The organism is Allopontixanthobacter sp. (assembly GCF_034376665.1).
Classification (GTDB): domain Bacteria; phylum Pseudomonadota; class Alphaproteobacteria; order Sphingomonadales; family Sphingomonadaceae; genus Allopontixanthobacter.
Map to the genome: position 1 here is coordinate 1 of NZ_JAXMJI010000015.1, position 24371 is coordinate 24371.

Genomic DNA, 24371 nt, shown 5'->3' on the forward strand with positions numbered 1-24371 from the left:
CCTCGATGTCGGCTCATCACATCCTGGGGCTGGAGCAGGTCCCAAGGGTTTGGCTGTTCGCCAATTAAAGTGGTACGTGAGCTGGGTTCAGAACGTCGCGAGACAGTTTGGTCCCTATCTGCCGTGGGCGTCGATACTTGATAGGAGTTGCCCCTAGTACGAGAGGACCGGGGTGAACATACCTCTGGTGTACCAGTCATGCCGCCAGGCGTGCCGCTGGGTAGCTATGTATGGACGGGATAACCGCTGAAAGCATCTAAGCGGGAAGCCTCCCTAAAGATAAGGTATCTTCGAGTCGTGATAGACCATCACGTTGATAGGCTGGGTGTGGAAGTGCAGTAATGCATGAAGCTAACCAGTCCTAATAACTCTGATCGCGCTTGATGAATTTGCACCATCAACGACAGGTTTGCCGCAAGGCATGCACGTCGGCGATGTTGGAAGAACATCACAGCCAGATCTGCCCATATATAAGTACATCGATTTAAACCCGCACACACACTGGCTTCATTGCTTGGTGACCATAGCGTCTGTGACCCACCCGATCCCATCTCGAACTCGGCCGTGAAACCAGACAGCGCCGATGGTACTAACGCTCAAGCGTTGGAAGAGTAGGTCGTCGCCAGGCATTGCAGCCAGTGAGTGTGCAGGAAATAACCCATTCGCAATTCAAAAGGGCTGTCCCTAACGGGCCAGCCCTTTTGGTGTCTTTGCTTTTACCGCAAACGGCACTGCGCCTCGTCAGGCGCGAACATGGTGACGCGGGGTGGAGCAGTCCGGTAGCTCGTCAGGCTCATAACCTGAAGGTCGTTGGTTCAAATCCAACCCCCGCAACCACCAGATTCCCGAGTTTGCATTTGCAACAGCCCCGCTGGCCTCAGTGGGGCTTTTTTGCGTCTCGGGGCCCCGAAGAACACTGCGGGGATCGCCTTTGGCTATCGCCAATTGTTCTGATAGGGCCGGTGGCGACTGGCGTGCATCGCCTGCTTGCCCGCGGCCGCCGGGCCGTTACCTACGGATCGCATGAATTGACCCACCGGACTTTGAAAAATCTCGCGCTCGCCGGTGCTCTCGCGCTGCCAGCCGCCCTTCATGCTCAGCCAGCGCCCGATCTACCGCCGGACCCGGTGATCGTGGTGACCGGGCGCGGGCTTGAGCAGACCCCCGCCACCCCCGCGTACGATGTCCAGACGATCGACCGCGACCGGATTACCGCGTCTGCGTCGGGCCGGATCGAGGATGTCCTGTCGGATGTCGCGGGGTTCCAACAGTTTCGCCGGTCGGACAGCCGTTCCTCCAATCCCTCGGCCCAAGGGGTTACCCTGCGCGCGCTGGGCGGAAACGCCACCAGCCGGGCGCTGGTCCTGCTTGACGGGGTCCCCATGGCCGATCCCTTTTTCGGATACATTCCCTTTTCAGCCATAGCGCCCGAGCGGCTTTCCTCGATCCGCATCACGCGCGGCGGGGGCTCGGGCGCGTTCGGTGCGGGCGCTGTCGCGGGCACCATCGAACTGGAGAGCGCCGATGCGGCGACGCTCGGCCTCGCCAGCGGGTCGCTAGCCGCCAACCACCGCGGCGCAACCGAAGCAAGCGCTACGCTTGCGCCACGGCTGGGCCGCGGCTTTGCCGTGGTATGGGGCCGCTGGTTCCGCGGGCCAGGGTTCCAGACCACGCCGGCAGAACAACGAGTGCCTGCCAGCGCCCGCTCGGCCTACGATAGCTGGTCGGCGGGAATCCGCATGGCAGCACCCGTGACCGAAGAAATCGAACTGCAGGCCCGCGCGCTGCTGTTCGATGACCGGCGGACACTCCGGTTCGGCGGCGCCGACAGCACCAGTAGCGGTCAGGACGCGAGCATCAGGCTGGTTGGCCGCGGGTCATGGGCCTTCGATGCCCTGGCCTATGTCCAGGCACGCGATTTTTCCAACATCGTGATCAGCTCGACCCGGTTTGTCCCGGTGCTGGACCAGAGGCGGACGCCCTCGACCGGGCTTGGCGGCAAGCTGGAAGTCCGCCCGCCAGTGGGCGGAGGTCATGTGCTGCGCCTGGGTGCCGACTACCGAAAAGCTACGGGCGAGCTGCAGGAAGAAGCGTTGAGCGCATTTACCGGCAGCATCACCGCGCGCCGACGCGCTGGTGGTACCAACAGCGACTTGGGCCTGTTTGTCGAAGACGACTGGACTCTTGGCAGGCTGGTGCTGACCGCCGGTGCGCGCGCCGATCGGTGGACGGTCGCCGAAGGTTTCTTCCTCGAGCGAGACGGGAACGGCGCGGTGGTGGAGGAAAGCCGCTTCGCCGACCGGAGCGGCTGGGATCTGTCGTTTCGTGGCGGCGCATTGTTCCGGGCAGGCGCCGGGTTGGATCTGCGTGCGGCAGTCTACAGCGGTGTCCGTCTGCCTACGCTGAATGAACTTTACCGGCCCTTCGTGGTCTTCCCGGTAGTCACCCTGGCCAATGAAGCGCTTGAAAACGAAGCACTACGCGGCTTCGAGGTGGGAGTGGATTTCGAACCAGCGCCAGATTTCCGGCTTTCCCTGACCGCCTTCGACAACCGGGTGAAGAACGCCATCGCAAATGTGACCATCGGCACCAATTTGCGCCAGCGCCGCAATGTCGATGCGGTGCGTGCGCGCGGGCTGGAACTGGCCGCGCAGGCGAAACTGGGCGAATTTTCCCTCAACGGGTCGCTCGCCTGGACCGATGCCGAAGTCGAGGGCAGCGGTCTTTCGGCGGATCTGGACGGTATGCGCCCGTCGCAGACCCCGGCGCTGTCCGCCAGCACGACGATTGCCTATGAACCGGCCAGCGGGTGGCGGCTTGCCGCTACACTGCGCCATGTCGGCCGGCAGTTCGAAGATGACCGGCAAAGCGATGTCCTGCCCGCCGCGACCACGATCGACGCTTTCGTGCAGATCCCGCTGGCGCGCCGCGTTGCCCTGATCCTGCGCGGAGAGAACCTGACCGACACGAATATCATCACCAGAAACCAGGGCGGATCGATCGATCTGGGTGTGCCGCTCACCGTGTGGGCAGGTATCCGCTTCGGACAGTGGTGAGATCGGTCACTCGATCGATTCCCCAGCTTTCGCCCGTTCCACCGCAAAGCGGGGTGTCCGCTTTCCGCGCGTCCTTCCGGTCAGATGGAACTGGAAACACCGGTCACATCGGTAAGGACGAAGCGGGAAGTCGGCCCGGCTGGCAGCCGCGAGCGCTTCGGCTTCCGAGCCGTAACGCTGCTTTCTGGCGCAGATGCTTAGACGCGTGCGGATGGCTGGCTCCTCCGTTCTGAACTCGCGAAGGGGTACGCCAATTTTGCTCCGCTGCAAATTGCGCGGACAGAAATGTTGCAGGCCTTGCGAGGATTGCGCGAAGGGGTCAATTTGCGGACATGACCTTCGACGATCACTTGCAGCGCTATTTCGGCACCACCGATATGGCGCAGGTTGCGCCCGAGGCGATTGCGGCGGGTCTGGAGCGGATGCATGTCGATTTCGGGCTTGAGAAAGATCGCGGCCACCGCTTTGCTCTGTGGACGGTGATGTACATCCTGGGGGACGCACCCGATCTCGACGTGGCTTTCAAGGATGAGAGCGACCGGAACGCCGCCCGCGATTTCATGGATCTGATGGACCGCATGCCCGATGCTTAGGCGGCGTCCGACCCGGGGGAGCGCAGTGTGGAGGCGCTAATTCTCCTCATCCTCGGCGGCGCAGTGATCTACCTGTGGAACCGTACCGCCGCGCAGCAGCGGCAGATCGACTGGCTGACGGAATTGGTCGATGGCGCACTCGCGCGCCCTGCCGCACCTGAAGCCAAGGCTGCCATCGCCGCGTCACCCCGAGCCGACTTCGGAGATGAGGCAGCGGTCGTTCCCGTTGCGGTGCAGGATACCGCACCATCCCAACCATCGCCCGCCCCTGAATCGGAGTTCCACGCCGAAGCGCCGGAAGCCCGCCCCCGCTTTTCGATGCCCAAGCTATCGCTGGATTTCGAGGATCTGTTCGGGCGGCGGCTGCCGATCTGGGCAGGGGGCATCGCGCTGGCGGTCGCGGGATTTTTCCTGGTGCGCTATTCGATTGAAGCCGGGTTGATCACCCCGTCCGTCCGCGTAATGCTCGGCTTTGCTTTCGGGCTGGCGCTGCTTGCGGCGGCCGAGGCGGCATTCCGGTTCGAAGGCCTGGTCAGGGATGAGCGCGTCCGGCAGGCATTGGCCGGGGCCGGGCTAGCCACGCTCTATGCCAGTTTCTACCTTGCCGGATCGGTCTACGGGTTGCTCGGGTCGACCCTGTCGTTCCTCGGCCTGGCCGCGGTCACGGGCGCCGCAATCGTGCTGTCGTTCCGCTTCGGCCTGCCTTGCGCTGTTCTCGGGCTGGTCGGAGGGTTCGCTGCGCCCACGCTAGTCGGCAGCGAGGACGCGAACCTTCCGATGCTGGCGCTGTATCTGGCGCTGGTCACCGCCGGTCTGGCGCTTACCGGAAAGCGGCAGGACCGGGCGTGGCTCGGCCTGGCATCGCTGGGGGGTGCGCTTGGCTGGGGTATCCTGCTGCTCACCTCCGGCTTTGCCGGCGCGGTCGATACTCTGGCCGTTGGCGGGTTCCTGCTGCTGATCGGTGCAGCCCTGCCATTGCTGCTGGCCCACAATAGTCTGCAGGGATTTGGCCGGTTGGTAGTGGCCGGTCTAGCGACCCTGCAGATGGCGGCGCTGGTCGATCAAGCCAGCTATACATTCCTGGCCTGGAGCCTTTACGCGCTGCTGGCGGCGGGGATCGGCGCGCTGGGCTGGCAATATCCCAGAATGCGCGAGGGCAGCGCGGTGGCTGCGGCGACCGGGCTGTGGTTGCTGGCGATCTGGCCCGATCCCGGTGCAAGCGAATTTGCGGTGGTGGGGACCGCCTTCGCGGCGATCTTTGGCGGGCTGCCGCTGGTGCATGTGCGGCGAGCGCACCACCGCGCGGTCGATCTGTGGCAGCTGAGTGCCTTTCCGCTGGGTCTGATCGGCACCGCGATGTGGCACTTTGCGGGCGATTTCAACACCCTGCAGGCCGGGTTGGCCAGCGCGGCACTGGCTTTGGCGGCGATCCCCGCTGCGGCGACCTGGAGATTGTGGCCGAAGGATCGGGAGCCTGTGCCGACCGGTGCTGCGATCACCCTGACGGCTGCGGCAATCGCCCTGTTCGCTGCCGGACTGCTGGCCACTCCTCTGTGGGCCGCGCCGCTGGCTGGCGGCGTAATTGCCGCTCTTGTCGCTGCGCTCGGCTGGAACCGGAACGATTCCGTGCTGGCCAATATCGGCTGGGGCGCTGCCTGGATAACGCTGATGGCCTGTTTGCTGACGGTGGATGACGGAGCGCAATTGATGCGCGCCATCGGGCCGGCCGAGGCGGCCGAGCCGCTTCGGAACATCCTCCGGTGGGCCGCTGCAGCGCTGCCATTCGGGATGCTGGCGATGGGCGACCCGCGCAACTCGCTGCGCTCTATAGCCGAAGTTTTCACAATATTGCTCGTCTATGTGGCCGCGGCGCAGATCGTTCCTGCCGATTATCTCGCCTGGGCAACGGCGGCGGCGGCCATCCTGATCGCATGGCGCCTGCCCGCACGATTGGCCGCGCAACTGACCCTGGGTGCCATCGCAATGCTGTGGGCGCTGTGGCCGTCCGTCCAATGGCTACAAAGCGGGTTTGAGGCGCTGTACGGCATTCCGATGCTGGTGCCCGATCTGCCCGCGGTTCCGATGGTGCTGCGGCAAATTGTGCCCGCAATTGCGGCGGCAGCCGGGTTGTTGTGGTTCGCGCGAAATTCGCCCGACTGGGTGCGGACAGGCGCCACCGCGATATTAGCGGCGCTTGGCCTGATGGCCGCCCATGTGCTGTTCAAACAGCTGTTCGCGCTGGAAACCGCCGGTCAGTTCCGCGAAAGCGGCCTGGCCGAACGCACAGCGTGGGAGGCGCTCCTGCTTGGGGCCGGCTATGGCGTGTGGCGTCTCTGGCAATTGCGACCCTCGGACGCATTGATTTTGGCGGCACAGATAGCCGCGGGGGCCGCTTTGGCGCATTTCGCCTGGTTTACCGTGGTGCTCCACAATCCGCTGTGGGCCGATCAGTGGGTCGGGCCGCTTCCGCTGCTTACCTGGCTGCTGCCGGCCTATGCAGTGGGCGCGGGGTCGCTGCTGCTGCTGCTGCGCCGGATGAAGCGCGAACCTCTGCCGATCGCCCTTGCGGTGTTCGACGCGGCCATGATGGGACTGATCTTCCTGTTGGCGCTGTCTGTCTTGCGGAATCTTTTTGCGGGCGGTTGGCTGACCTCGGTGCCGATTAACCAAACGGAGGATCTGCTGCGCTCCCTGCTCGGGATCGTGCTGGCGATCGGATATCTTCTGTGGGGCTCGCGGACGGGCACAAGATCATGGCGGATCGGATCGCTTGTGCTGATGCTGGGCGCAGTGCTGAAAGTCTTCTGGTTCGACACCGCCGCTCTGGAGGGGCTGACCCGGATCGCCTCAATCATGGCGCTCGGCTTCAGCCTGATCGGGATCGGCTGGTTCTATACGCGGCAGCTGGCCCGGCCCGCAGCGCAATCCGAAGTCTGATCCTTGCAATCGCTGCAACACCGACCGCGAGAATAGCGTTACACAAGCTGCTGTAATTGCATTATATGCAGCTCACCATGTTCGAAAATGTCGATGCCCTGCTTCTCGCCCGCATCCAGTTTGCCTTCACGGTAAGCTTTCATTTCATCTTCCCCGCGTTTTCGATCGGACTGGCAAGCTATCTGGCGGTGCTCGAAGGGCTGTGGCTGAAAACCGGCAAGCAGATTTATCTCGACCTGTTCAAATACTGGCTGAAGATCTTTGCGATCGCCTTCGCCATGGGCGTCGTTTCGGGCATCGTGATGTCCTATCAGTTCGGCACCAACTGGTCGGTATTCTCGGACCTGGCCGGGCCGGTGATCGGGCCCCTGATGGCCTATGAAGTTCTGACCGCGTTCTTCCTCGAGGCCGGATTTCTCGGCGTGATGCTGTTCGGGATGAACCGGGTGGGGCCCAGGCTCCATTATGCGGCGACCTGCATGGTCGCGCTGGGAACCTTCGTGTCGGCCTTCTGGATACTGTCGGTCAACAGCTGGATGCACACGCCAGTGGCGTTCGAAATGGGGGCGAACGGACAGTTCCTGCCCGGCCCGAGCTGGTGGAACATCGTGTTCAATCCCAGCTTCCCGTACCGCCTGGTCCACACCGTCATCGCCGCCTATCTGACGACGGCTTTCGTCGTCGGCGGCGTCGGCGCGTGGCACTTGCTGCGCGACAAATCCAACCTGCACGCCCGCAAGATGTTCTCCATGGCAATGTGGATGGCGGCGATCGTTGCGCCGATCCAGATCTTCGCCGGGGACCTGCACGGACTCAACACGCTGGAGCATCAGCCGCAGAAAGTGATGGCGATGGAGGGACACTATCAAAGCCATCCCGACGGCGCTCCGCTGATCCTGTTCGGCATTCCCAACAGCGCGGAAAAGCGGGTGGATTACGCGGTAGAGATTCCCAAGGCGTCCTCTCTCATTCTGAAGCATGATCTCAATGCGCCGCTGGCCGGGCTCGACACCATCTCCGATGACGAGGAGCCGCCGGTCGGGATCGTGTTCTGGTCTTTCCGGATCATGGTCGCGATCGGGTTTGCCATGTTGGGGCTGGGCGTGTGGAGCCTGTTCGCCCGCGCCCGCAGGAAGCTCTACGACTGGTCACTGCTGCACCGCGCCGCGCTGATCATGGCACCAAGCGGCTTTGTCGCGGTGCTCGCCGGCTGGATCACCACCGAAGTGGGCCGGCAGCCCTATGTGATCTACAATCTGCTGCGAACCGCCGACGCCGCCAGCCCGCTGGATGCCCCGGCAGTCGGCGCATCGCTGCTCGCCTTCGTGATTGTTTACTTCGCGGTGTTCGGGGTCGGTACCTGGTATATCCTGCGGCTGATGAGCCATCATCCCCACACCGGCGAAACCGGCGTCAAGCGGGGCGAGACCGGCCCGATCCGCACCGCCGGGATTACTCCCGGGCCGACGCAGAACCCGGGTCGTGCGGGCACCATGCCCGGCGGGAAGGAGCCGGAATAATGGATCTCACCGTCATCTGGGCCTTCATCATCGCCTTCGCCGTATTTGCCTATGTGGTGATGGACGGGTTCGATCTCGGGATCGGCATTCTGTTCCCGACATTCGGCGTGGGGGAGGAGCGGGATCAGGCGATGAATTCCATTGCGCCGGTGTGGGATGGTAACGAGACCTGGCTGGTGCTGGGCGGCGGCGGATTGCTCGCCGCGTTCCCGCTCGCCTATGCGATCATCCTGCCGGCCACATACCCGCTGATCATCGCCATGCTGCTCGGCCTGGTGTTTCGCGGGGTGGCGTTCGAGTTTCGCTGGCGCGATCCGGCGCACCGGGCGTTGTGGGATTTTTCCTTCACCGCCGGTTCTTTCGTCGCGGCGATGGCGCAGGGGATGATCCTTGGCGCGTTGCTGCAGGGCGTCGAGGTTGACGGGCGCGCCTATGCCGGGAGCTGGTTCGACTGGTTCACGCCTTATACGCTGCTGACGGGGGTCGGCACCGTTGCGGGCTATGCGCTGCTCGGTGCGACCTGGCTGGTCTGGAAGCTGGAGGGCGCGGCGCAGGAACACGCCTACCGGCTGGCGTTTCGCGCAGCCGTCGCCACGCTGGCGCTGCTGGGTGCGGTCAGCCTGTACACGCCGTTCCTGGACGCGACCTATTTCGACCGCTGGTTCTCCATGCCCAGCATCCTGTTCGCCAGCCAGGTTCCGCTGCTGACCCTGATTATCGCATACTTCCTGTTTCGCGGGCTGGCGAAAAAATGGGAAGCCGCGCCGTTCTGGCTGTCGCTGGCGCTGTTCCTGCTGGGAATGGCGGGGCTGGGCGTATCCATGTGGCCCTATGTCGTGCCCGAGGCAGTGACGATCTGGGATGCCGCCGCACCGGAACGCAGCCAGATATTCATGCTGATCGGGGTCGCGATCACCATGCCGCTGATCCTGATCTACACCGGCTGGGCCTATTGGGTGTTCCGCGGCAAGGTGGGGCATGAAGGATATCATTGATGCCGCCTGAAAAGGACCGGGGCGCGGGGCCGCTGTGGCAGAGGCTCGCGTGGATGGCGGGGATCTGGGCCGCCAGCGTCCTGGTGCTGGGGGTAGTGGCCATGATCATCCGCGCATGGCTGGGCCTGTGACGGATCAGACCGCCGCAACCTCGCGGCGCAGATATTCGGACAGCGCCGCCACCTCTGTTTCACTGAACAGCAGACCCAGCTTGCTGCGGCGCCACAGGATGTCCTCTGCCGTACGGGCCCATTCGTGGGTGACCAGATAATCCACTTCCGCGGCCGATAATCCGTGCCCGAAATCCTGGCCGAGATCGGCGCGGCTCCGGGCAGTGTCGAGGAAGAACCGCGCTCTTGTGCCGTAAGCCTTGACGATCCGGTCCGCGTCCGCAGGGGATAGGAACGGATAGTCCGTCCGATAGATGGCGACCAGATCGTCTGCGCCCTCCGCCGGGAAATTGCCGCCCGGAAGCGCGGCCGATCCGGTCCAGTGACTTTCGCCATCAAGCGCCAGATAGGGGCGCAGCTTGTCGACGGCCTCTTCGGCGACATGGCGGTAGCTGGTGATTTTGCCGCCGAAGATGGAGAGCAGCGGATGGCTACCCTCCGACAGATGCAGGTCCAGCGCATAACCGCGTGTTGCCGCTTCGGGGCGGCCCGACCCGTCGTCGAGCAGCGGCCGCACGCCGGAATAGGTCCAGACGACATCCTCCGGTGAGATCGCCGCCTTGAAATACTGGTTCGCGCCTTCGCACAGATAGGCAATTTCCTCGGCGCTGGCGGCTGCGTCGAACGCGCTGGCGTGGTGATCCTGATCGGTGGTGCCGATCAGGGTGAATTCGCGCTCATAGGGTATGGCAAAGAATATCCGACCGTCGGGCAGTTGGAAGAAATAGGCGTATTCGTGATCGAACAGGCGGCGGACCACGATATGCGATCCGCGCACCAGCCGCATCTTGCGCGGCGTCATGACGTTGGCACGATCCAGCAGGTTGAGCACCGAAGGGCCGGCCGCGTTGACCACGGCCCTGGCGGTGTAGGAATGTTCCGCGCCGTCATCGCCTGTTGTCCGCACGCTCCAGCCATGCGGCCCCTGTTCCAGCCGCGTGACTTCGGTGCGGGTGCGGATTTCCGCTCCCCGGTCTGCAGCATCCATCGCATTCAGCACCACCAGCCGGGCATCGTCGACCCAGCCATCGGAATATTCGAAACCCCGGGTCAGGAACGGCTTCAGCGGCGCTCCGGCAGGGTGTTTGCGCAGATTGACTGACGTGGTCGCCGGCAGCTTCCTGCGGCCGCCGATATGGTCATACAGAAACAGTCCGAGCCGCAGCAGCCACCGTGGCCGCAGTCCGGAACGGTGGGGCAGGATGAACCGCATCGGCCAGATGATATGCGGCGCGATCCGCCACAAGGTCTCGCGTTCCTTCAGCGCCTCGCGCACGAGGCCGAATTCGTAATGTTCCAGATAGCGCAGGCCGCCGTGGATCAGTTTGGTGGAGGCTGAGGAGGTTCCGCGCGCCAGGTCGCCGCATTCAAGCAGCAGCACTTTCGCGCCGCGCCCCGCCGCATCGCGGGCGACCCCGGTCCCGTTTACCCCGCCGCCAATGACGATCAGATCGAATTCCGGCGGGCTCATGCGGCAGGGGACATCGGAATGAGGAAAAATCCAGTCGGGTAGGGGCCAACGCGCTCGGTGTTACCATAAGCAGCGACTGCGCCCCACGGCAAGCGGCGACGAATATTTGCGCGGCGCGAAGCCGGGTCCGGATCCAATACGGCACTGGACTAGCGCCCGATCGGCACTAAGTAGCCCTGCATGACTTCGACCATCGATCCGATGCCCGTGTGCGTTGCGGCGCTGTACAAATTTGCTCCGGTGGAGGATGTGAAGGGCCGCCGCGCGGCGCTCGCGGCGCTGTGCGATGAAAAGGCGATACGCGGCACGATCCTGATCGCTCGCGAGGGTCTGAACGGAACCATCGCCGGAAGCGACGCCGCGATTGCGGAGGTATTGTCGGCGATCCGCTCGATTCCCGGGTTTGCGGACCTCGAGGTAAAGTTTTCGCGCGCGGGCACCATGCCGTTCCACCGGATGAAGGTGCGGATCAAGCCTGAAATCGTCACCATGGGCCAGCCGGACATCGATCCTCTGGCGGGGGTAGGCCATTATGTCGCGCCGGCAGATTGGAACGCGCTGATAAGCGATCCGGGCACCATCGTGATCGACACCCGCAACGATTACGAGACCGCGGTCGGCACCTTCAGGGGTGCGATCGACCCCGACCTGAAGACGTTTCGCGATTTTCCGGCATGGTTCCGGCAGGAGCGTGAACGGCTGCTGGGGGAAGGAAAGCCGCCAAGAGTCGCGATGTTCTGCACCGGCGGTATCCGCTGCGAAAAATCGACCGCGTTCCTCAAATCCGAAGGGGTGGACGATGTCTACCATCTCGAGGGCGGCATCCTGAAATATCTCGAAACCGTAAGTGCGGAAGAATCCCTGTGGGACGGCGAATGCTTCGTTTTCGACCAGCGGGTGACTGTCGGGCACGCCTTGGCACCGGGAACCTACCAGCTGTGCCATGCCTGCCGCCGCCCGCTGACGACGGAAGATCTGGCGTCCGACCTCTACGAGGAAGGGGTCAGTTGCTCCGCCTGCCATGACGAGCGAACCGATGCGCAGCGTGCGGGCTACCGGGAACGCCAGCGCCAGGAAACGAAGGCGGCCGAGGCCGGGATCGCCCACGTCGGAGCGCGGCTGAAACCACACAGCGCCCGCTGATGGCGGAGTTTCCCGTTCTCTACAGCTTCCGCCGTTGCCCCTATGCCATGCGGGCGCGGCTGGCACTGCTGGTCAGCGGCACAAGGTGCGAACTGCGCGAAGTGAAGCTGTCCGCCAAACCCGATGCCCTGATCGAGATATCCGCAAAGGCCACGGTGCCGGTGCTGCATCTGCCGGGCGGCGAGGTTGTTGACGAAAGCATCGAGATAATGCGCTGGGCGCTGGCGCGTAGCGATCCGGAAGGATGGCTGGACCGCGATGATCCTGCGTTGATTGCGGCCAATGACGGGCCGTTCAAGCACCATCTCGACCACTACAAATATCCCGGCCGGTACGAAGATTGCGATGCGGTTCAGCACCGCGAAGCGGCGTTGGACTATCTGCGGATCCTCGATAACCGCCTTGAAGCACAGCCGCAGCTGTCCGGCCCCGAGCGCGGGCTGACCGACATGGCGATCCTGCCCTTCATTCGCCAGTTTGCCGCGACCGACCGCAATTGGTTCGCGGCCCGGAACCTGCCCTGCATCCAGCGCTGGCTTGCCGCCCACCTGGACTCACCCCTGTTCAGCGGCGTCATGGACAAACGCCCGCCCTGGAAACCGGGCGATGACCCGGTCTATTTTCCGGCTGGCTAAGTGTCGTCGTTGCGGATGCGTTGCAGGAACATGTCTACCTGACTGCGCAAGGTCGCCGCTTGGCCTTCGAGGTCGGTGGCCGAATTCAGCACCTGCGAGGCCGCAGCCCCGGTCGCCAGCGAGCTCTCCCGCACATTGCCGATACCGGAGGAAACTTCGCCGCTGCTGCGCGCCGCCAGATCGATGCTGCGCGCCAGATCGTGCCCCGCAACCGATTGCTGGTCCACCGCCGAAGCGATCGAGATTGCGGTTGTCTCGAGCTGTTCGACTTGAGAGCTGATCGAGCGCAGCGCGAGCACCGAATCGTTGGTGGAGTTCTGCATATCGCGGATCTGCTGCGCAACTTCTTCGGTCGCTCGGCTGGTCTGGGCCGCCAGTTCCTTGACCTCCGATGCGACCACGGCAAAACCGCGACCGGCCTCTCCGCCGCGCGCGGCTTCTATCGAGGCATTGAGCGCGAGCAAATTGGTGCGCCGCGCGATCGACTGGATCAGTTCCACCACTTGTCCGACCTGCGACGCGGAGGCGGCCAGGGTCGACATCTTGGCGTCCGCAACATCTGCCGATTCCGAAGCCTTGCGGGCCAGTTCCGCCGACGTTGCCGCCTGGCGGCTGATCTCGCCGATCGACATGGCGAATTCATCGCTCGCCGCCGCCGCAGCTGTGACGCCCGAGGAGGCTTCCTGCATCGAATGCGCGGCCCGGCTGGCCTGATCGGACGCAGTCTCGGCCGTTCGTTCCATGACGCCGGCGGTTGTCTTGAGCTGGGTGGAGGCCGCGGCGACACTGCTGACAATATCGCCCACGGTCATTTCGAACTTGCTGGCCATCTTGGAAACCACTTGCGCCTGCCGTTTCCGGCGGTCTTCGCGCTCCTGCGCCTCTTCCGCCGATTTGGCCAAGGCGAGTTTCGCGCGCTCTGCGGCATCGGCCTGCAGCTTTTCCAATTCGAATGCCACCAAGCGGAATCTCTCGAGCGTGCGTGCCATCTTCCCGATTTCGTCGGCCCGGCCCTTGCCCGGTATCGTCAGGTCTTTCTTGCCCTTGGCCAGCGCTGCCATCTGTTCGGTAATTTCGGCAATGACGTCCCCGATGTCGCGCTGGAAAAACCGCATCACCAGCAATGACGAAGCCAGCGCCACGATCACCAGCAGCACAAACCCGATTATCTGCTGAGTCAGAAGAAGACTATGCTCGGCGTTGAGGAACTTAACCTTCTCGGCCATTTGTCTGGACAGCACTTCCGCGCCCGTGGTCAGCGACAATCCGGTGCTTGCGACGCCGCTCGCATCAGATCGATCGATTGCCGTTTCCATGACCACCAGACCGGCGTCGATCTGGTCCAGTGCGGCACCGACATCCGGCTGCTGCGTACCAATGAAGCTGCGCATCGCGTCAATTTTGCGCTGTTCCTCCGCTATAGCTGCAATGGCAGTACGCGATTCGGAAGGGTCCCGGGAAACAAGATAGCGGTCCGACAGCCGGCGGATTTCAGCGATGTCGCCCATCGTGCGGGTTGCTCCCAAGGTCAGCTCATATTGTTGGCTGACCGTCTGGGACTTGTTCCACAGCATCGTGTATCCCAGCAGCACCACAGCAGCGATTGCCGCAGCGAAGGCCAGGTTTCCGCCGAATGTTGCCCGCAGCTTCCCCGCGATCGACTGCTGGGCAAACCATCGCGCCAGTCGGTTGCCGGATATCTCAGGTTCATGAGATGGATGGGCGGCATCGCCCACCATCGGATACAAGGCACCGGCAGCCGGATCACCGGAAACTTCTGTGCCGGTTCCTGGCGTAATTTCGGTCATGGCGTTCATGCTGCCGAATTCTCCTGTTCTCTGAAGTGTACGGCCCGGTTGCCGATCGCGGTGCAATCGGTACCGATTGCCGGCACCGACAGATGTTGTTCGATGTCACTCGCTGGCATGGCCTTGAAGTAGAGCCAGCCCTGGATATGGTCGCATCCCGCCGCCCGAACCAGATCGGCCTGCGCCTCCGTTTCGACTCCTTCGGCGGTGACCTCCATGTTCAAGGCCCGGGCCATCGAGATGCTGGAAAGCATCATGGCCCGCAAACTTTCATCGGTCGCGGAATTGGCGATCAGCGAACGGTCGAGCTTCAGCTTGTGGAACCGGAACTGGCGCAGGAAGCCGATCGAGGCGTATCCGGTGCCGAAATCGTCGAGCACCACATTGACCCCGAACCCGCGAATGATGTCGAGACTCCGTTCCGCTACGACCGGATCGAGAATCAACGAGGTTTCCGTTATCTCAAGGTCCAGCCGTTCGGCGGGAAACCCGGTTTCGTCGATGATCTGGCCCAGCTGGATCGGAAATTCGGGGTTGCGCAATTGCGCCGCCGATATGTTGACCGATAGCTTGATTTCCCCCCAGCCAAGGGCGTCCTGGCAGCTCTTGCGCAGGACCCACAATCCGATGGCGTTGATCAGGCCGGTTTCTTCGGCAATCGGCACGAAGGCACCCGGACCGATGATCTTGCCATCAGGCCGCTCCCAGCGCAGCAGCGATTCCACAGCGACAATCTGGCGCGTACCGGCATCGACGAGGGGCTGGTAGTGGATCCGAAATTCATTATTGAGCAGCGCATCGCGCAGTTCGTTGTTCATGTCGCGAACGGCTTCGAGATTGCGGTCGAATTCCGCGCGGAACCAACTGCAGCGCATTTTCCCGCCGCGCTTCGATGCATACATCGCCACATCCGCGCGGCGCAGCAATTCGGAAGAACTGGGCCGATCGTCAGGGGTTGAGCGGGCCAGGCCGACGCTTGCACCAATTCCGATCCGGCGATCTTCCACTGCAATAGTCTGTGACAGCCGGTCGAGGAGGTTGCGGCAGATCCCTTCGAGGATCGTGCCTGCGAGCGGCCCCGTCATTGCGATAGCGAATTCGTCGCCGCCAAGCCGGTAGGTCAAGGCGTTCTTCCCGCACGCGCCGCGCAGCATTGTGGCGACTTCCTTGATCACCTGGTCACCGACATGATGGCCGTAGAGATCATTGACGATCTTGAAGCCGTCCAGATCGATCAATGCGACGGCCAGTTCACCGTCCGAATTCGTGCGGCTATTGGCGTGATGGTGCAGTGCGCGCCGGTTAGGCAGGCCGCTAAGGCTGTCCGTAAGGCCGAGTTCCTGGAGTTCGTCGACCGCCTTGATGCCGATGAGGGCAAGGAAAGCGGCTGCGAGGGAGTAAGTGGCAATTCCGCCGATAATCAGGGCCGAGGCCGAGGCCGGGGGTACATCGTCGCTGAAGATCAGGACCATGCAGATGGTGACGAAAATCAGCGTCAGCACCAGCATGGGCATGACCACCAACCATCTCGGATTTGAACCCAACCTACTTAGGGAATAATACATTTCGCCCCCGTGGATCGGTGACAGCCCGACCTCTCCAGACCGGATTAGCCCGAGGTGACTAAAGAAGCGTTAAGCCGTAATTTACTGTGTTGATTTTCGTGCGGTAGATGCGTGCGCGACGATTTCCTCGGAAGCCGGTGCCGGTTCCGCGGTCCACCGGTTCACGATCGAATCCGGCTGCGCCTTGGTGTAGAGACCCTGCATCCCGCGCGATGGTTTGAAGGTCCCGGTGCGCCCGACCGTGGTTTCACCGGCCCCAAGCATCAGCAATCCGTCATGCGCCATGGTCTGGGCGATCCGCTTGAAGGCCCGTTCACGCGTTACTTCATCGAAATACAGCAGGACATTGCGGCACAGCACCAGGTCGTAGCGGCTCAGGTCCCCTGTCGGTTCAAGCATATTACCGACCTTGAACCGGATCATCCGTTGTAGATTCCGCTTTGCCTGCCACCCCCCGGCCGTTTCTTCGAAATGCGCAATCATCTGGCTGATGCCCAGACCCCGCTGGATTTCGAACTGGCTGTAGCAGGCCCGCTTGGCGGTCTTGATCGCCGCTGCCGAAACATCCGTACCGACGATTTCGATCTGCCAACCGGCCCAGCGCTGCGGCTGTTCCACGAACATCATTGCCAGCGACAGCGCCTCCTGCCCGGTCGAGCAGCCGGCGGACCAGATCGACAGCCGCTTGGTTGCGGCGCGCTTCTTGGCCAGAGCGGGCAATGCGTGCGTGTCGAGCAATTCAAACATGACCCGGTCACGGAAAAAATAGGTTTCGTTGTTGAGCAGGGCTTCGACCACTTCACGCGCGAGCTGATCACCCTGCGGTTCCGCCAGCAGGCAGACTAGCTGGTCGGTGTTGGTGATGCCCCGGTCGCGAAAAATTCCGCCGAGCGCCGAGGTAATCCGCCAGCGCCTGCTTTCCGTCAGTTGCTGTCCGGAACGAGCGGTCAGAAGGTCGGCAATGATCCGGTGGGAAATTGCACTCACTTCCATGCCGTAGCTCCGGCAATGAGTCCGATGCGGCTGGCAAGGTCCGCCGGGGGAAGGATCGCGCTGGTCAGGCCTGCTTCGGCCACTGCGCGCGGCATGCCCCAAACTGCGCTGCTGGATTCGTCCTGGGCCAGGATCGTTCCGCCTGCCTGGACCAGCTTTGCCGCGCCTTCCACTCCGTCGCGGCCCATGCCCGACAGGACAATGCCCAAGGCGTGGCCTCCGGTGGCATCGGCGAGGGTTTCCAGCATGGGGTCGACCGATGGTCGGCACCCGCTGGTGACCGGGAAATGACCGATTTCCGTGATCAGCCGTCCGCCGCTTTCGCGGACCATCATGTGCCCGTTGCCGGGCGCGATATGGATGCAGCCGGGTTCGATCGGAGTGCGCGAACCGGCGACCACGGTTTTGCGGCCCCCCGCCGATTCGAGCTGACGGGCGAAGACCGGAATAAAGCTTTCGGGAAGATGTTGCGTGACCAGAATCGGCAACTCCAATTGCTGCGGCAGGTTGCGCAGCAGGATGCACAGCGCGTGGATACCTCCGGTGGATGCGCCGACGGCGATAACTCTGGGCGGCTTTGGTGCAGCCTTGCGCAGCGGAGGTAAGCCGGTGCCGGGCGCGATGCTTTCGGTGCCGCGCAGCGCGGCTTCGGCCACGTCGGCGGATTCCGGACCAGTCGGTGCGAGGGCGTGGATTTTCTCCAGCAGCGCCGTGCGATACGCCTGGTCGAAGCCGCCCGATCGCGGTTTCAGCATCGTGTCGGCCGCCCCCATGCGCAGCGCGGCGATTGTATGTTCGGCACCTTCTTCGGTGAGAGAGGACACCACCAGTACCTGCGCGCCCCTGGCCGCAGCCAGGATCATCGGAAGCGCATCGAGGCCGCCCATCCCCGGCATTTCCAGGTCGAGCAGGATCACATCGACCCGCTTGTGGGCGAGTTCTGCAATCGCCAGTTCGGCGCTGCTGGATTTAGCAATAATTTCGAAGCCGTCCGCCTCCTCGATGATGCGCGACAGGACTGTGCGCACAATCAGCGAATCGTCGACGATCATCACTCTGGCGGGTGTTCGCCCAATGCGGCTTGGACGTGGCGGCCGGGATGCAGTTCGGGTCGGCAGGGAAAACAGGTGGCGCATCGCTGGCAGGCGCTCAGGCCATGCCAACCAGCTGCAATTTTATCTGCAGGGTCTCGTGATCGAACGGCTTCATGACATATTCGTCCGCGCCGGCGCTGATGGCTTCGCGGATATGCGCGATGTCATTCTCGGTGGTGCAGAAAACCACCTTCGGCACGTCGCCGCCAGGCTGCTTGCGCAGCTGGATCATGAATTCGATGCCGGTCATAACGGGCATATTCCAGTCAAGCAGAACCACATCGGGCATGGTTTCGAGGCAATGATCGAGCGCCACCCGCCCGTTTTCCGCCTCTGCAACGGAGAATCCGAGGCTTTCGAGAATGTGGCGCGACACTTTGCGGATAACCCGCGAATCGTCGACAACGAGGCAGCTCTTCATGATGATACGATCCTTTTCATCTGCTGCCTTATCAGCCTAAGGTAACTATCCGCTTAAGCCGACGCGGCGATTTGCTTTTTCGCAGGCTTTTTAGCCGGTCCGGCAGTAGGCGGCCCCGCGACCATTCGCCCGACGTCGATCAGCAATGCCGGACCAACGCCGGTTTCCACCATTCCCAGCGAGACCCGCTCCCACGCCTCTCCGAAACCGCCAGGAACCGGCTCGGGCGCTGATCGCGCATCGGTGACGTCTTCGACCTTGTCGACCTGGAGTGCGTAAAGATGCCCGTCGATTTCCACCACGGCAGCGCGGCTGTCCGGGGGCGTTTCGGCTTCGAGACCCAGTGATCTTCGGCAATCCACCACAGTCAGCGAACGGCTGCGCATGGCCGTCAAGCCAACGATGAAATCGGGCGCGCGCGGCACCGGAGCGATCGATTCAATCTCGATCACCGACTTGACTTCCACTGCGCGGAAGGCTGCACGGCGGCCTGCTATCCGGGTCATCACCAGTAATTCGTTCATTGGCTTTTACTCGTGCGGGCCTGTTTCAGCGCAGCCATCAGGGCGTCGCGGTCGTAACGGTATATTCCCCGGTCCGGTTGTTCCGGACGGTCGCTGTCGGAATGGAGGCGGATGACCGTGGCCGATGTGTCTGCCGGTTCGGCTTCGCCATCCATCACGATCGTAACGTCGGCGGGATCTTCTGGGGACGCGGCGATCCGGTAGCCGGCGGCTTCGATCAGCGGCTGGAGCATGGCTTTCGACCATTCATCATCCGCAGGAAGGCGGCAGGTTACCGGATCGGGGTTCCGCATTTTGCGGCCGTGCCGCGCGAACAGTGCCAGGCCATCGATGATCGGGGTCGGATGTCCCTCGATCAGGGTGACGCCTTCGATCAAGGGATCGGTTTCGCTCGGGACGATCTCGTGTTCGATTGCCGATGCGTCCAGCACTTCGGAGACGGCATAGGCCAGTTCGCAATGTCCGTCCGACAGACGCAGCAGCTTGAGCTTGCCATCGGGAGCGGTGACCGCACCGGGGCTCCCGACCAGGCCGACCAGCGGCAGGATTGCGCCGTCGATCACGATCTGGGTCCGCTCTCCCTCGATATCCACGGCATCGCGGGACAGGACATCGATGCGGCGGATCAAATTCATGTCGATCGCCCGGCGGCGGCCGTCCATTCCGGCAAACAGCATGACCGGGCGCGCCTTTGCAGCGGCCTGCTGAGCAGCATCGTCACGGCCCCCCGGGCGAATGCGAACTTCGCTGACCAGGCCGTTCTGGGCTGCGATAGTGTAAACATCCAGCATCAGGATCGGGCTGCCATCGTCGAGCAGCGTAGTGCCGGCGTAGATTCCGGTTGCCATGACTGCAGGCGCCAGCGGTTTAACCACCAGATCCTCGTGATCGAACACCCGGTCGACAGCCAGCGCGAACAGGTCGCCGGTGCCGAGCCGGATCAGCAGCAGCGTTTCCTGCCGCAAATCGGATACTTCGCGCAGGTTGAGCACCCTGGCGAGGGACAGGCAGGGTATCCGCCGCCCCCGGAACGTCACCAGATCGGTACCGCCCATCCTGGCATATTCCAGCGAACTGGCCGCGCCATGAATGATTTCCTCGACAAAGGAACGCGGGACCGCAAAACGCTGATCGCCTATCGCCACCGTCAAGCCTGCGACGATGCTGAGGGTCAGCGGGATTGCGAGGACGAACAACGTCCCTTCGCCCGGCGTGCTGCGCACCTTGATTGTTCCGCCGATCTTGTCCAGATTCGCCCGGACCACGTCCATGCCGACACCTCTGCCGGACACTTCGCTGACAGTTTCCGCAGTGGACAGGCCCGGCTCGAAAATCAGCTGGTGCAAGTCCTCGCGCGACATTTCGGCCACCTGCGCTTCGGTCAGAAGTCCGGCGGCCACCGCCTTGCTGCCCAGCCGGGCGCAGTCGAGACCCTTGCCGTCATCGCTGATCATGACGGCAATGCGGTTGCCGGATTGGCGCGCGGTCAGGCTAAGCAGGCCGATTTCGTGCTTGCCAGCGGCGCGGCGCTCGGCCGGGGTTTCGATCCCGTGGTCGATCGCGTTGCGGATGATATGGGTCACCGGATCACGGATCATCTCGATCATCTCGCGGTCCATCTCGGTGTCTTCGCCTTCGAGATCGACCATGACCTGTTTGCCCAGTTCGGCCGACAGGTCCCGGACCAGACGGGGCACAGGATTGTAGAGATATTCGATCCGCTGCATCCGCATCCGGGTGGTTGCTTCCCGAACATCGTTGAGGATACCCGACAGCCGTTCGAACGGACCATCGATGGAGGGTTCGGAACCGGAGGCTCGCAGGCGGCGCGCAAGGTCATTGCGGGCCAAAACCATGTCCGAAACCCCGCTCATGACCCGGTCAAGCAGATCCACCGGCAAGCGGATGCTGCGCGGCGTTGACGATGGCGCGCTCGATTTGGCGGAGGCGTTTTCGGAGACTTGAGGTTCCTGCTGCCCTGCGTGTTCTTCACCATCGGAATCGAGCATGGCGACAAGCAGGTGATCGCCCGTCGCGTCCAATGCATCGCCGTTTTCGATCTGGTCGGTCATTCGCCCGATCCGGTCGATGATGGCAAGGACCGCATTGACCAGCTGGACGTCAGCAATGCGCCGCCCGGCGCGCACTTCCGCCAGCGCGCTTTCAGCGGCGTGGCTGAGGCTTTCCAGTTCCGGAAAATCGAAGAAGCCGCAATTTCCCTTCACCGTGTGGACGAAGCGGAAAATTGAATCGAGCCGCGCCCGGTCGTCCGGGTTGGCTTCCCAGGCGACGATCTCGCCCTCGATAGCCTCGAGCATCTCGCGCGTTTCCGCAACGAATTCTGCCAGCAGGTCATCCATTGATACACGTCCCCGAAAATAGCTTCGATTGCTATGGGGCCAGATGGTTAATAAACTGTCACCGGCAATTGGCCGCGGGGCGGGTCAGACTGCTGCGGAATGGGTGCGCCCGGGATTGCCGGCGCGCAGCACCCGCCACACGACAAATCCGGCCACCGCGCCGCCGATGACATTGGCGGCCAGTTCGGCGGCGAAGATCGCTTCCGCGCCCCAATCCGGCCGCAGCAACCAGGCAAAGGGCAGCATTACCAGAAACACCCGGGCAAATGATTGCAGCAGCGCCGTTCCTGCGCGTCCAACACCGTTCAGCGCCCCGTTGCTGATGATCAGCACGCCAAATCCGGCATAGCCCCATGCGGCAATCGACAGATAGCTGGCAAAGGCAGCAATGACTGCTGGATCCTCGGTGAAGAAATCGGCAAACCACTCGCCCGCGGCAAACAGCACGACCGCCAGCGCCAGGCCGTATGCCAGCGCAAAGACCCCGGCCCACAGCATTGCGCGCTGCGATCGCTCGGGCTTCCCCGCACCCCAGTTCTGCCCGACTATCGCCCCGATGGAGGAGGACAGCGCCAGCAGGGGAACTACCGCGAAGCTCTGCAACCGCCCCGCCGCGCCGAAGCCCGCAACGGCCGCCTGACCCTGGCTGGCGATGAGCGCGGTCAGGACCGACAGTCCGATCGGGTTGATCGCGTTGGCGAAGGACGCCGGACCGGCCACGCTCAGGATCGCCTTGAAGGATGCGCCGAGGTCCGCGTCCTTCAGCATCCGCGGATTGAGGGGCAAGGGGGTCTTCCGCAGCAGGTAGATGCCGAGGGCGAACGCGATGCCGTAGCCGATGATCGACGCATAGGCGGCACCGGCAATCCCGAATCCCTCGATCCCGAACGCGCCGGTGATCAGGATCGGATCGAGAACCCAGTTGATCGCCGCATAGGTGATCGAGATGACCGACGTCCGCTTTGCTTCACCCTGACCGCGCAGGATACCGTTGATCCCCATGATCCCCATCAGCAGCGGCAGGCCGGCCGCGAACGGGATCATGTAAGCTTGGATCAGCGGCATGAGTTCGGCCGGGGCCTGCATCAGCCGGAACAGCGGTTCCACCAGGGCAAGCAGTGCGAGGAAGAACGCGATGCCCATGGCGCACGCAAACAGGAGGCCGAAGTTCGCCCGGCGGCCCGCGCGCGGCACATCCCCCTCGCCCAGCGAGCGGGCGATGACGGAGTTGATCCCGACCGATATGCCGACCCCGAGGCTGCTGATCGCCATCGTAATCGGGAATATGAAGCTGATCGCGGCCAGCTCGCGGCTGCCCAATTGCCCGATGAAGTAGGAATCGACCAGCCCGATCGACATGATCGCCGCGACAGCGAAGATCATCGGCAAGGTCTGGGTAACGAGATGCCCGCGGATCGTTCCGCGTGTCAGTTTGGCCGCCTCGCTCATGGTGCTGCGTTAGCGGCGAGGAACGTGGGTGCAAAGCGGTTTGGCCGGAAATCCGCAACACTGCCTTGCGGGGCGAGCCGCACCCGTGCGATACTGGAGGCAACCACGAGATCAGGAGAGAAAAGATGGCGACGCAGCTGAAATCCAAGGCCCAATGCAGCGAAGCGGAATGGCAGGCGCGGCTGGATCTGGCCGCCTGTTACCGCATCTTCGACCACATGGGCTGGTCGGAATCGATCTACAACCACATTTCCGTGGGCGTACCGGGGGAGGAGGAAGCCTTCCTGATCAACCCGTTCGGACTGCTGTATTCCGAAGTCACGGCGTCAAATCTGGTGAAGATCGACATCCGCGGCAATACGCTGGATGGCAGCCCCTATCCGGTGAACAAGGCCGGCTTCACCCAGCACGCCTATTTCCATGAACACGTGCCTGCCGCCAACGCGATCTGCCACATGCACACCACCGCGACGATGGCGGTATGCAGCAGCGAGGGCGGCATTCTGCCGATCAATTTCTACGCCTGCAATTTCATTGGCCAGGTCGGCTATCACGATTTCGAAGGCGTCACCGTCCGCGCGGAGGAAGGCGAACGGCTGGTAAAGAACCTGGGCGACAAGCACATCCTGATGCTGCGCAACCACGGGCCGGTGGTGATGGGCCGGACAATCCACGAAATGTTCGTGCAGACCTGGGCCCTGCAGCGCGCCTGCGAAATCCAGCTCGCGACGATGGCGATGGGTATTCCCATCCATGTATCGGACGATGTGATCGCGGTGCATCAGCGCGATATCAGCCAGGCACAGGCCCCGGGCGGCCCCGGCTATGCCGATTTCGAGGCATGGAAGCGCAAGATCGACCGGATCGACAACAGCTGGCGCGACTGACACCATGCCGCGCATGACGGTCAACGAACGGCCGGTAGAATTCGTCATGAACCCCGAAACCCCGCTGCTGTGGGCGCTGCGCGATGCCGCCAATCTCACCGGCACCAAATTTGGCTGCGGCACCGGCGATTGCGGGGCCTGCATGGTGCTGATCGACGGGGAGGCGCTGCGCAGCTGCCTGATCACCATTGCCGAGGCGGAAGGCCGCTTCGTCACCACGATCGAGGGGCTGTCGCGCGACCGATCGCATCCCGTGCAGCAGGCGCTGGTCGCCCAGCAGGCGGTCCAGTGCGGTTTCTGCACGCCGGGCATCGCCATCGCCGCCGCGGCGCTGATCCAGCGCAATTCCGACCCCTCCAAACAGGAGATCGAGGCGGCGGTGCCCAATCTGTGCCGCTGCGGCGTGTACCCCCGGCTGGTCGCCGCGATCCAGCAAGCGGGCCGCGTCGCCCGCCGCCAGGAACGCATCAGCGCCGCCCCCGCCTCCGGGATCAGCGGAAAAGACGCTGCACGGACCGTGCCTGCGATGGCAGCGCCGGAGGTTGAGGCGGCACCGCTGGACTAGGGGTTAGGGGCAGATTTGAACGTTCGAAATTGGGTGGAAGGCGGGCGCTTTCGCCTGTAGGACCCACACGATGCGATATCTGCTTCCCGTTTTCGTTGCCTGCACGGCTCTTACCTCACCCGCTCATGCCGAGCCGAACCTTGAGAAAGGGTTCGACGGTGCACTGCGCGGTTGCGAGGAATGGT

Annotated in this window: 19 protein-coding genes, 1 tRNA gene and 2 rRNA genes; 13 read left to right on the top strand and 9 right to left on the bottom strand. The window is 63.2% G+C overall.

All coding sequences use genetic code 11. The annotated features are described in order from the left end of the window. The 9 genes from U0988_RS01245 to U0988_RS01285 all read left to right on the top strand — a co-directional run. A 23S ribosomal RNA gene (locus U0988_RS01245) occupies window positions 1-384 on the top strand; the annotation flags it as partial. Between the two features lie 129 nt (window positions 385-513). Then, window positions 514-628 (top strand): 5S ribosomal RNA (gene rrf / locus U0988_RS01250). A 132-nt stretch (window positions 629-760) separates the two neighbouring features. Next, window positions 761-837 (top strand) — tRNA-Met (locus tag U0988_RS01255). Window positions 838-974: 137 nt separating this feature from the next. Further along, entirely contained in the window at window positions 975-3056 is a 2082-nt protein-coding gene (locus U0988_RS01260; RefSeq protein ID WP_322290836.1) for a TonB-dependent receptor, read from the top strand. 332 nt (window positions 3057-3388) lie between these two features. After that, entirely contained in the window at window positions 3389-3649 is a 261-nt protein-coding gene (locus U0988_RS01265) for a hypothetical protein (protein ID WP_322290837.1), read from the top strand. 27 nt (window positions 3650-3676) lie between these two features. Next, window positions 3677-6586, top strand: a complete 2910-nt coding sequence (locus tag U0988_RS01270; RefSeq protein WP_322290838.1) for a DUF2339 domain-containing protein — start codon at window positions 3677-3679, stop codon at window positions 6584-6586. A gap of 77 nt (window positions 6587-6663) precedes the next feature. Next, window positions 6664-8106, top strand: coding sequence for a cytochrome ubiquinol oxidase subunit I (locus tag U0988_RS01275; RefSeq protein ID WP_322290839.1), 1443 nt, complete (start codon window positions 6664-6666; stop codon window positions 8104-8106). Next, window positions 8106-9101, top strand: a complete 996-nt coding sequence (gene cydB / locus U0988_RS01280; RefSeq protein ID WP_322290840.1) for a cytochrome d ubiquinol oxidase subunit II — start codon at window positions 8106-8108, stop codon at window positions 9099-9101. Before U0988_RS01275 ends, cydB begins: the two co-directional genes overlap by 1 nt. Continuing rightward, entirely contained in the window at window positions 9101-9232 is a 132-nt protein-coding gene (locus tag U0988_RS01285; protein ID WP_322290841.1) for a DUF2474 domain-containing protein, read from the top strand. The genes cydB and U0988_RS01285 overlap by 1 nt, the downstream gene beginning before the upstream one ends. A 4-nt stretch (window positions 9233-9236) precedes the next feature. Here the strand turns inward: U0988_RS01285 and glpD are convergent, their stop codons facing one another. Further along, window positions 9237-10742: a glycerol-3-phosphate dehydrogenase gene (glpD, locus tag U0988_RS01290; RefSeq protein WP_322290842.1), complete on the bottom strand. Its 1506-nt coding sequence runs from the start codon at window positions 10740-10742 to the stop codon at window positions 9237-9239. A 180-nt stretch (window positions 10743-10922) separates the two neighbouring features. Here glpD and U0988_RS01295 point away from each other — a divergent pair, with 180 nt between their 5' ends. Both U0988_RS01295 and U0988_RS01300 read left to right on the top strand, forming a co-directional pair. Beyond that, window positions 10923-11885, top strand: a complete 963-nt coding sequence (locus U0988_RS01295) for a rhodanese-related sulfurtransferase (RefSeq protein ID WP_322290843.1) — start codon at window positions 10923-10925, stop codon at window positions 11883-11885. Further along, window positions 11885-12520: a glutathione S-transferase gene (locus tag U0988_RS01300; protein ID WP_322290844.1), complete on the top strand. Its 636-nt coding sequence runs from the start codon at window positions 11885-11887 to the stop codon at window positions 12518-12520. Before U0988_RS01295 ends, U0988_RS01300 begins: the two co-directional genes overlap by 1 nt. On the opposite strand, the gene U0988_RS01305 is transcribed toward U0988_RS01300, so the two are convergent. The 8 genes from U0988_RS01305 to U0988_RS01340 all read right to left on the bottom strand — a co-directional run bounded on the left by U0988_RS01305 (window position 12517) and on the right by U0988_RS01340 (window position 22734). Then, window positions 12517-14337, bottom strand: a complete 1821-nt coding sequence (locus U0988_RS01305; RefSeq protein WP_322290845.1) for a methyl-accepting chemotaxis protein — start codon at window positions 14335-14337, stop codon at window positions 12517-12519. The genes U0988_RS01300 and U0988_RS01305 overlap by 4 nt on opposite strands. Continuing rightward, window positions 14334-15842 carry a bifunctional diguanylate cyclase/phosphodiesterase gene (locus U0988_RS01310; RefSeq protein ID WP_322290846.1) on the bottom strand — a complete coding sequence of 503 codons (1509 nt, stop codon included), beginning with the start codon at window positions 15840-15842 and terminating at the stop codon, window positions 14334-14336. The genes U0988_RS01305 and U0988_RS01310 overlap by 4 nt, the downstream gene beginning before the upstream one ends. A gap of 132 nt (window positions 15843-15974) precedes the next feature. Continuing rightward, on the bottom strand, window positions 15975-16886 hold the full coding sequence (locus tag U0988_RS01315; RefSeq protein WP_322290847.1) for a protein-glutamate O-methyltransferase CheR: 912 nt from the start codon (window positions 16884-16886) through the stop codon (window positions 15975-15977). Continuing rightward, on the bottom strand, window positions 16877-17938 hold the full coding sequence (gene cheB / locus U0988_RS01320; RefSeq protein WP_322290848.1) for a chemotaxis-specific protein-glutamate methyltransferase CheB: 1062 nt from the start codon (window positions 17936-17938) through the stop codon (window positions 16877-16879). The genes U0988_RS01315 and cheB overlap by 10 nt, the downstream gene beginning before the upstream one ends. A 97-nt stretch (window positions 17939-18035) precedes the next feature. After that, complete coding sequence (locus U0988_RS01325) at window positions 18036-18401, bottom strand: response regulator (RefSeq protein WP_322290849.1); 366 nt, start codon at window positions 18399-18401, stop codon at window positions 18036-18038. A gap of 53 nt (window positions 18402-18454) precedes the next feature. Continuing rightward, a complete protein-coding gene (locus tag U0988_RS01330; protein ID WP_322290850.1) occupies window positions 18455-18925 on the bottom strand; it encodes a chemotaxis protein CheW in 471 nt (156 codons plus the stop codon). Continuing rightward, window positions 18922-21285 carry a chemotaxis protein CheA gene (locus U0988_RS01335; protein ID WP_322290851.1) on the bottom strand — a complete coding sequence of 788 codons (2364 nt, stop codon included), beginning with the start codon at window positions 21283-21285 and terminating at the stop codon, window positions 18922-18924. The genes U0988_RS01330 and U0988_RS01335 overlap by 4 nt, the downstream gene beginning before the upstream one ends. Before the next feature lie 84 nt (window positions 21286-21369). Next, entirely contained in the window at window positions 21370-22734 is a 1365-nt protein-coding gene (locus tag U0988_RS01340) for an MATE family efflux transporter (protein ID WP_322290852.1), read from the bottom strand. Window positions 22735-22859: 125 nt separating this feature from the next. On the opposite strand from U0988_RS01340, the gene U0988_RS01345 reads away from it, so the two are divergent. Together U0988_RS01345 and U0988_RS01350 are read left to right on the top strand one after the other, a co-directional pair. After that, window positions 22860-23621, top strand: a complete 762-nt coding sequence (locus U0988_RS01345; protein WP_322290853.1) for a class II aldolase/adducin family protein — start codon at window positions 22860-22862, stop codon at window positions 23619-23621. A 4-nt stretch (window positions 23622-23625) separates the two neighbouring features. Continuing rightward, complete coding sequence (locus tag U0988_RS01350) at window positions 23626-24186, top strand: (2Fe-2S)-binding protein (RefSeq protein WP_322290854.1); 561 nt, start codon at window positions 23626-23628, stop codon at window positions 24184-24186. The last annotated feature ends 185 nt before the right edge of the window (window positions 24187-24371 follow it).

Coding starts and splice junctions, on each gene's coding strand:
- U0988_RS01275 (WP_322290839.1), top strand. CDS start 6,664: ATGTTCGAAAATGTCGATGCCCTGCTTCTCGCCCGCATCCAGTTTGCC.
- U0988_RS01330 (WP_322290850.1), bottom strand. CDS start 18,925: ATGAACGAATTACTGGTGATGACCCGGATAGCAGGCCGCCGTGCAGCC.
- glpD (WP_322290842.1), bottom strand. CDS start 10,742: ATGAGCCCGCCGGAATTCGATCTGATCGTCATTGGCGGCGGGGTAAAC.
- U0988_RS01300 (WP_322290844.1), top strand. CDS start 11,885: ATGGCGGAGTTTCCCGTTCTCTACAGCTTCCGCCGTTGCCCCTATGCC.
- U0988_RS01305 (WP_322290845.1), bottom strand. CDS start 14,337: ATGAACGCCATGACCGAAATTACGCCAGGAACCGGCACAGAAGTTTCC.
- U0988_RS01325 (WP_322290849.1), bottom strand. CDS start 18,401: ATGAAGAGCTGCCTCGTTGTCGACGATTCGCGGGTTATCCGCAAAGTG.
- cydB (WP_322290840.1), top strand. CDS start 8,106: ATGGATCTCACCGTCATCTGGGCCTTCATCATCGCCTTCGCCGTATTT.
- U0988_RS01350 (WP_322290854.1), top strand. CDS start 23,626: ATGCCGCGCATGACGGTCAACGAACGGCCGGTAGAATTCGTCATGAAC.
- U0988_RS01265 (WP_322290837.1), top strand. CDS start 3,389: ATGACCTTCGACGATCACTTGCAGCGCTATTTCGGCACCACCGATATG.
- U0988_RS01295 (WP_322290843.1), top strand. CDS start 10,923: ATGACTTCGACCATCGATCCGATGCCCGTGTGCGTTGCGGCGCTGTAC.
- U0988_RS01285 (WP_322290841.1), top strand. CDS start 9,101: ATGCCGCCTGAAAAGGACCGGGGCGCGGGGCCGCTGTGGCAGAGGCTC.
- U0988_RS01310 (WP_322290846.1), bottom strand. CDS start 15,842: ATGCCCATGCTGGTGCTGACGCTGATTTTCGTCACCATCTGCATGGTC.
- U0988_RS01315 (WP_322290847.1), bottom strand. CDS start 16,886: ATGGAAGTGAGTGCAATTTCCCACCGGATCATTGCCGACCTTCTGACC.
- U0988_RS01340 (WP_322290852.1), bottom strand. CDS start 22,734: ATGAGCGAGGCGGCCAAACTGACACGCGGAACGATCCGCGGGCATCTC.
- U0988_RS01345 (WP_322290853.1), top strand. CDS start 22,860: ATGGCGACGCAGCTGAAATCCAAGGCCCAATGCAGCGAAGCGGAATGG.
- cheB (WP_322290848.1), bottom strand. CDS start 17,938: ATGATCGTCGACGATTCGCTGATTGTGCGCACAGTCCTGTCGCGCATC.
- U0988_RS01335 (WP_322290851.1), bottom strand. CDS start 21,285: ATGGATGACCTGCTGGCAGAATTCGTTGCGGAAACGCGCGAGATGCTC.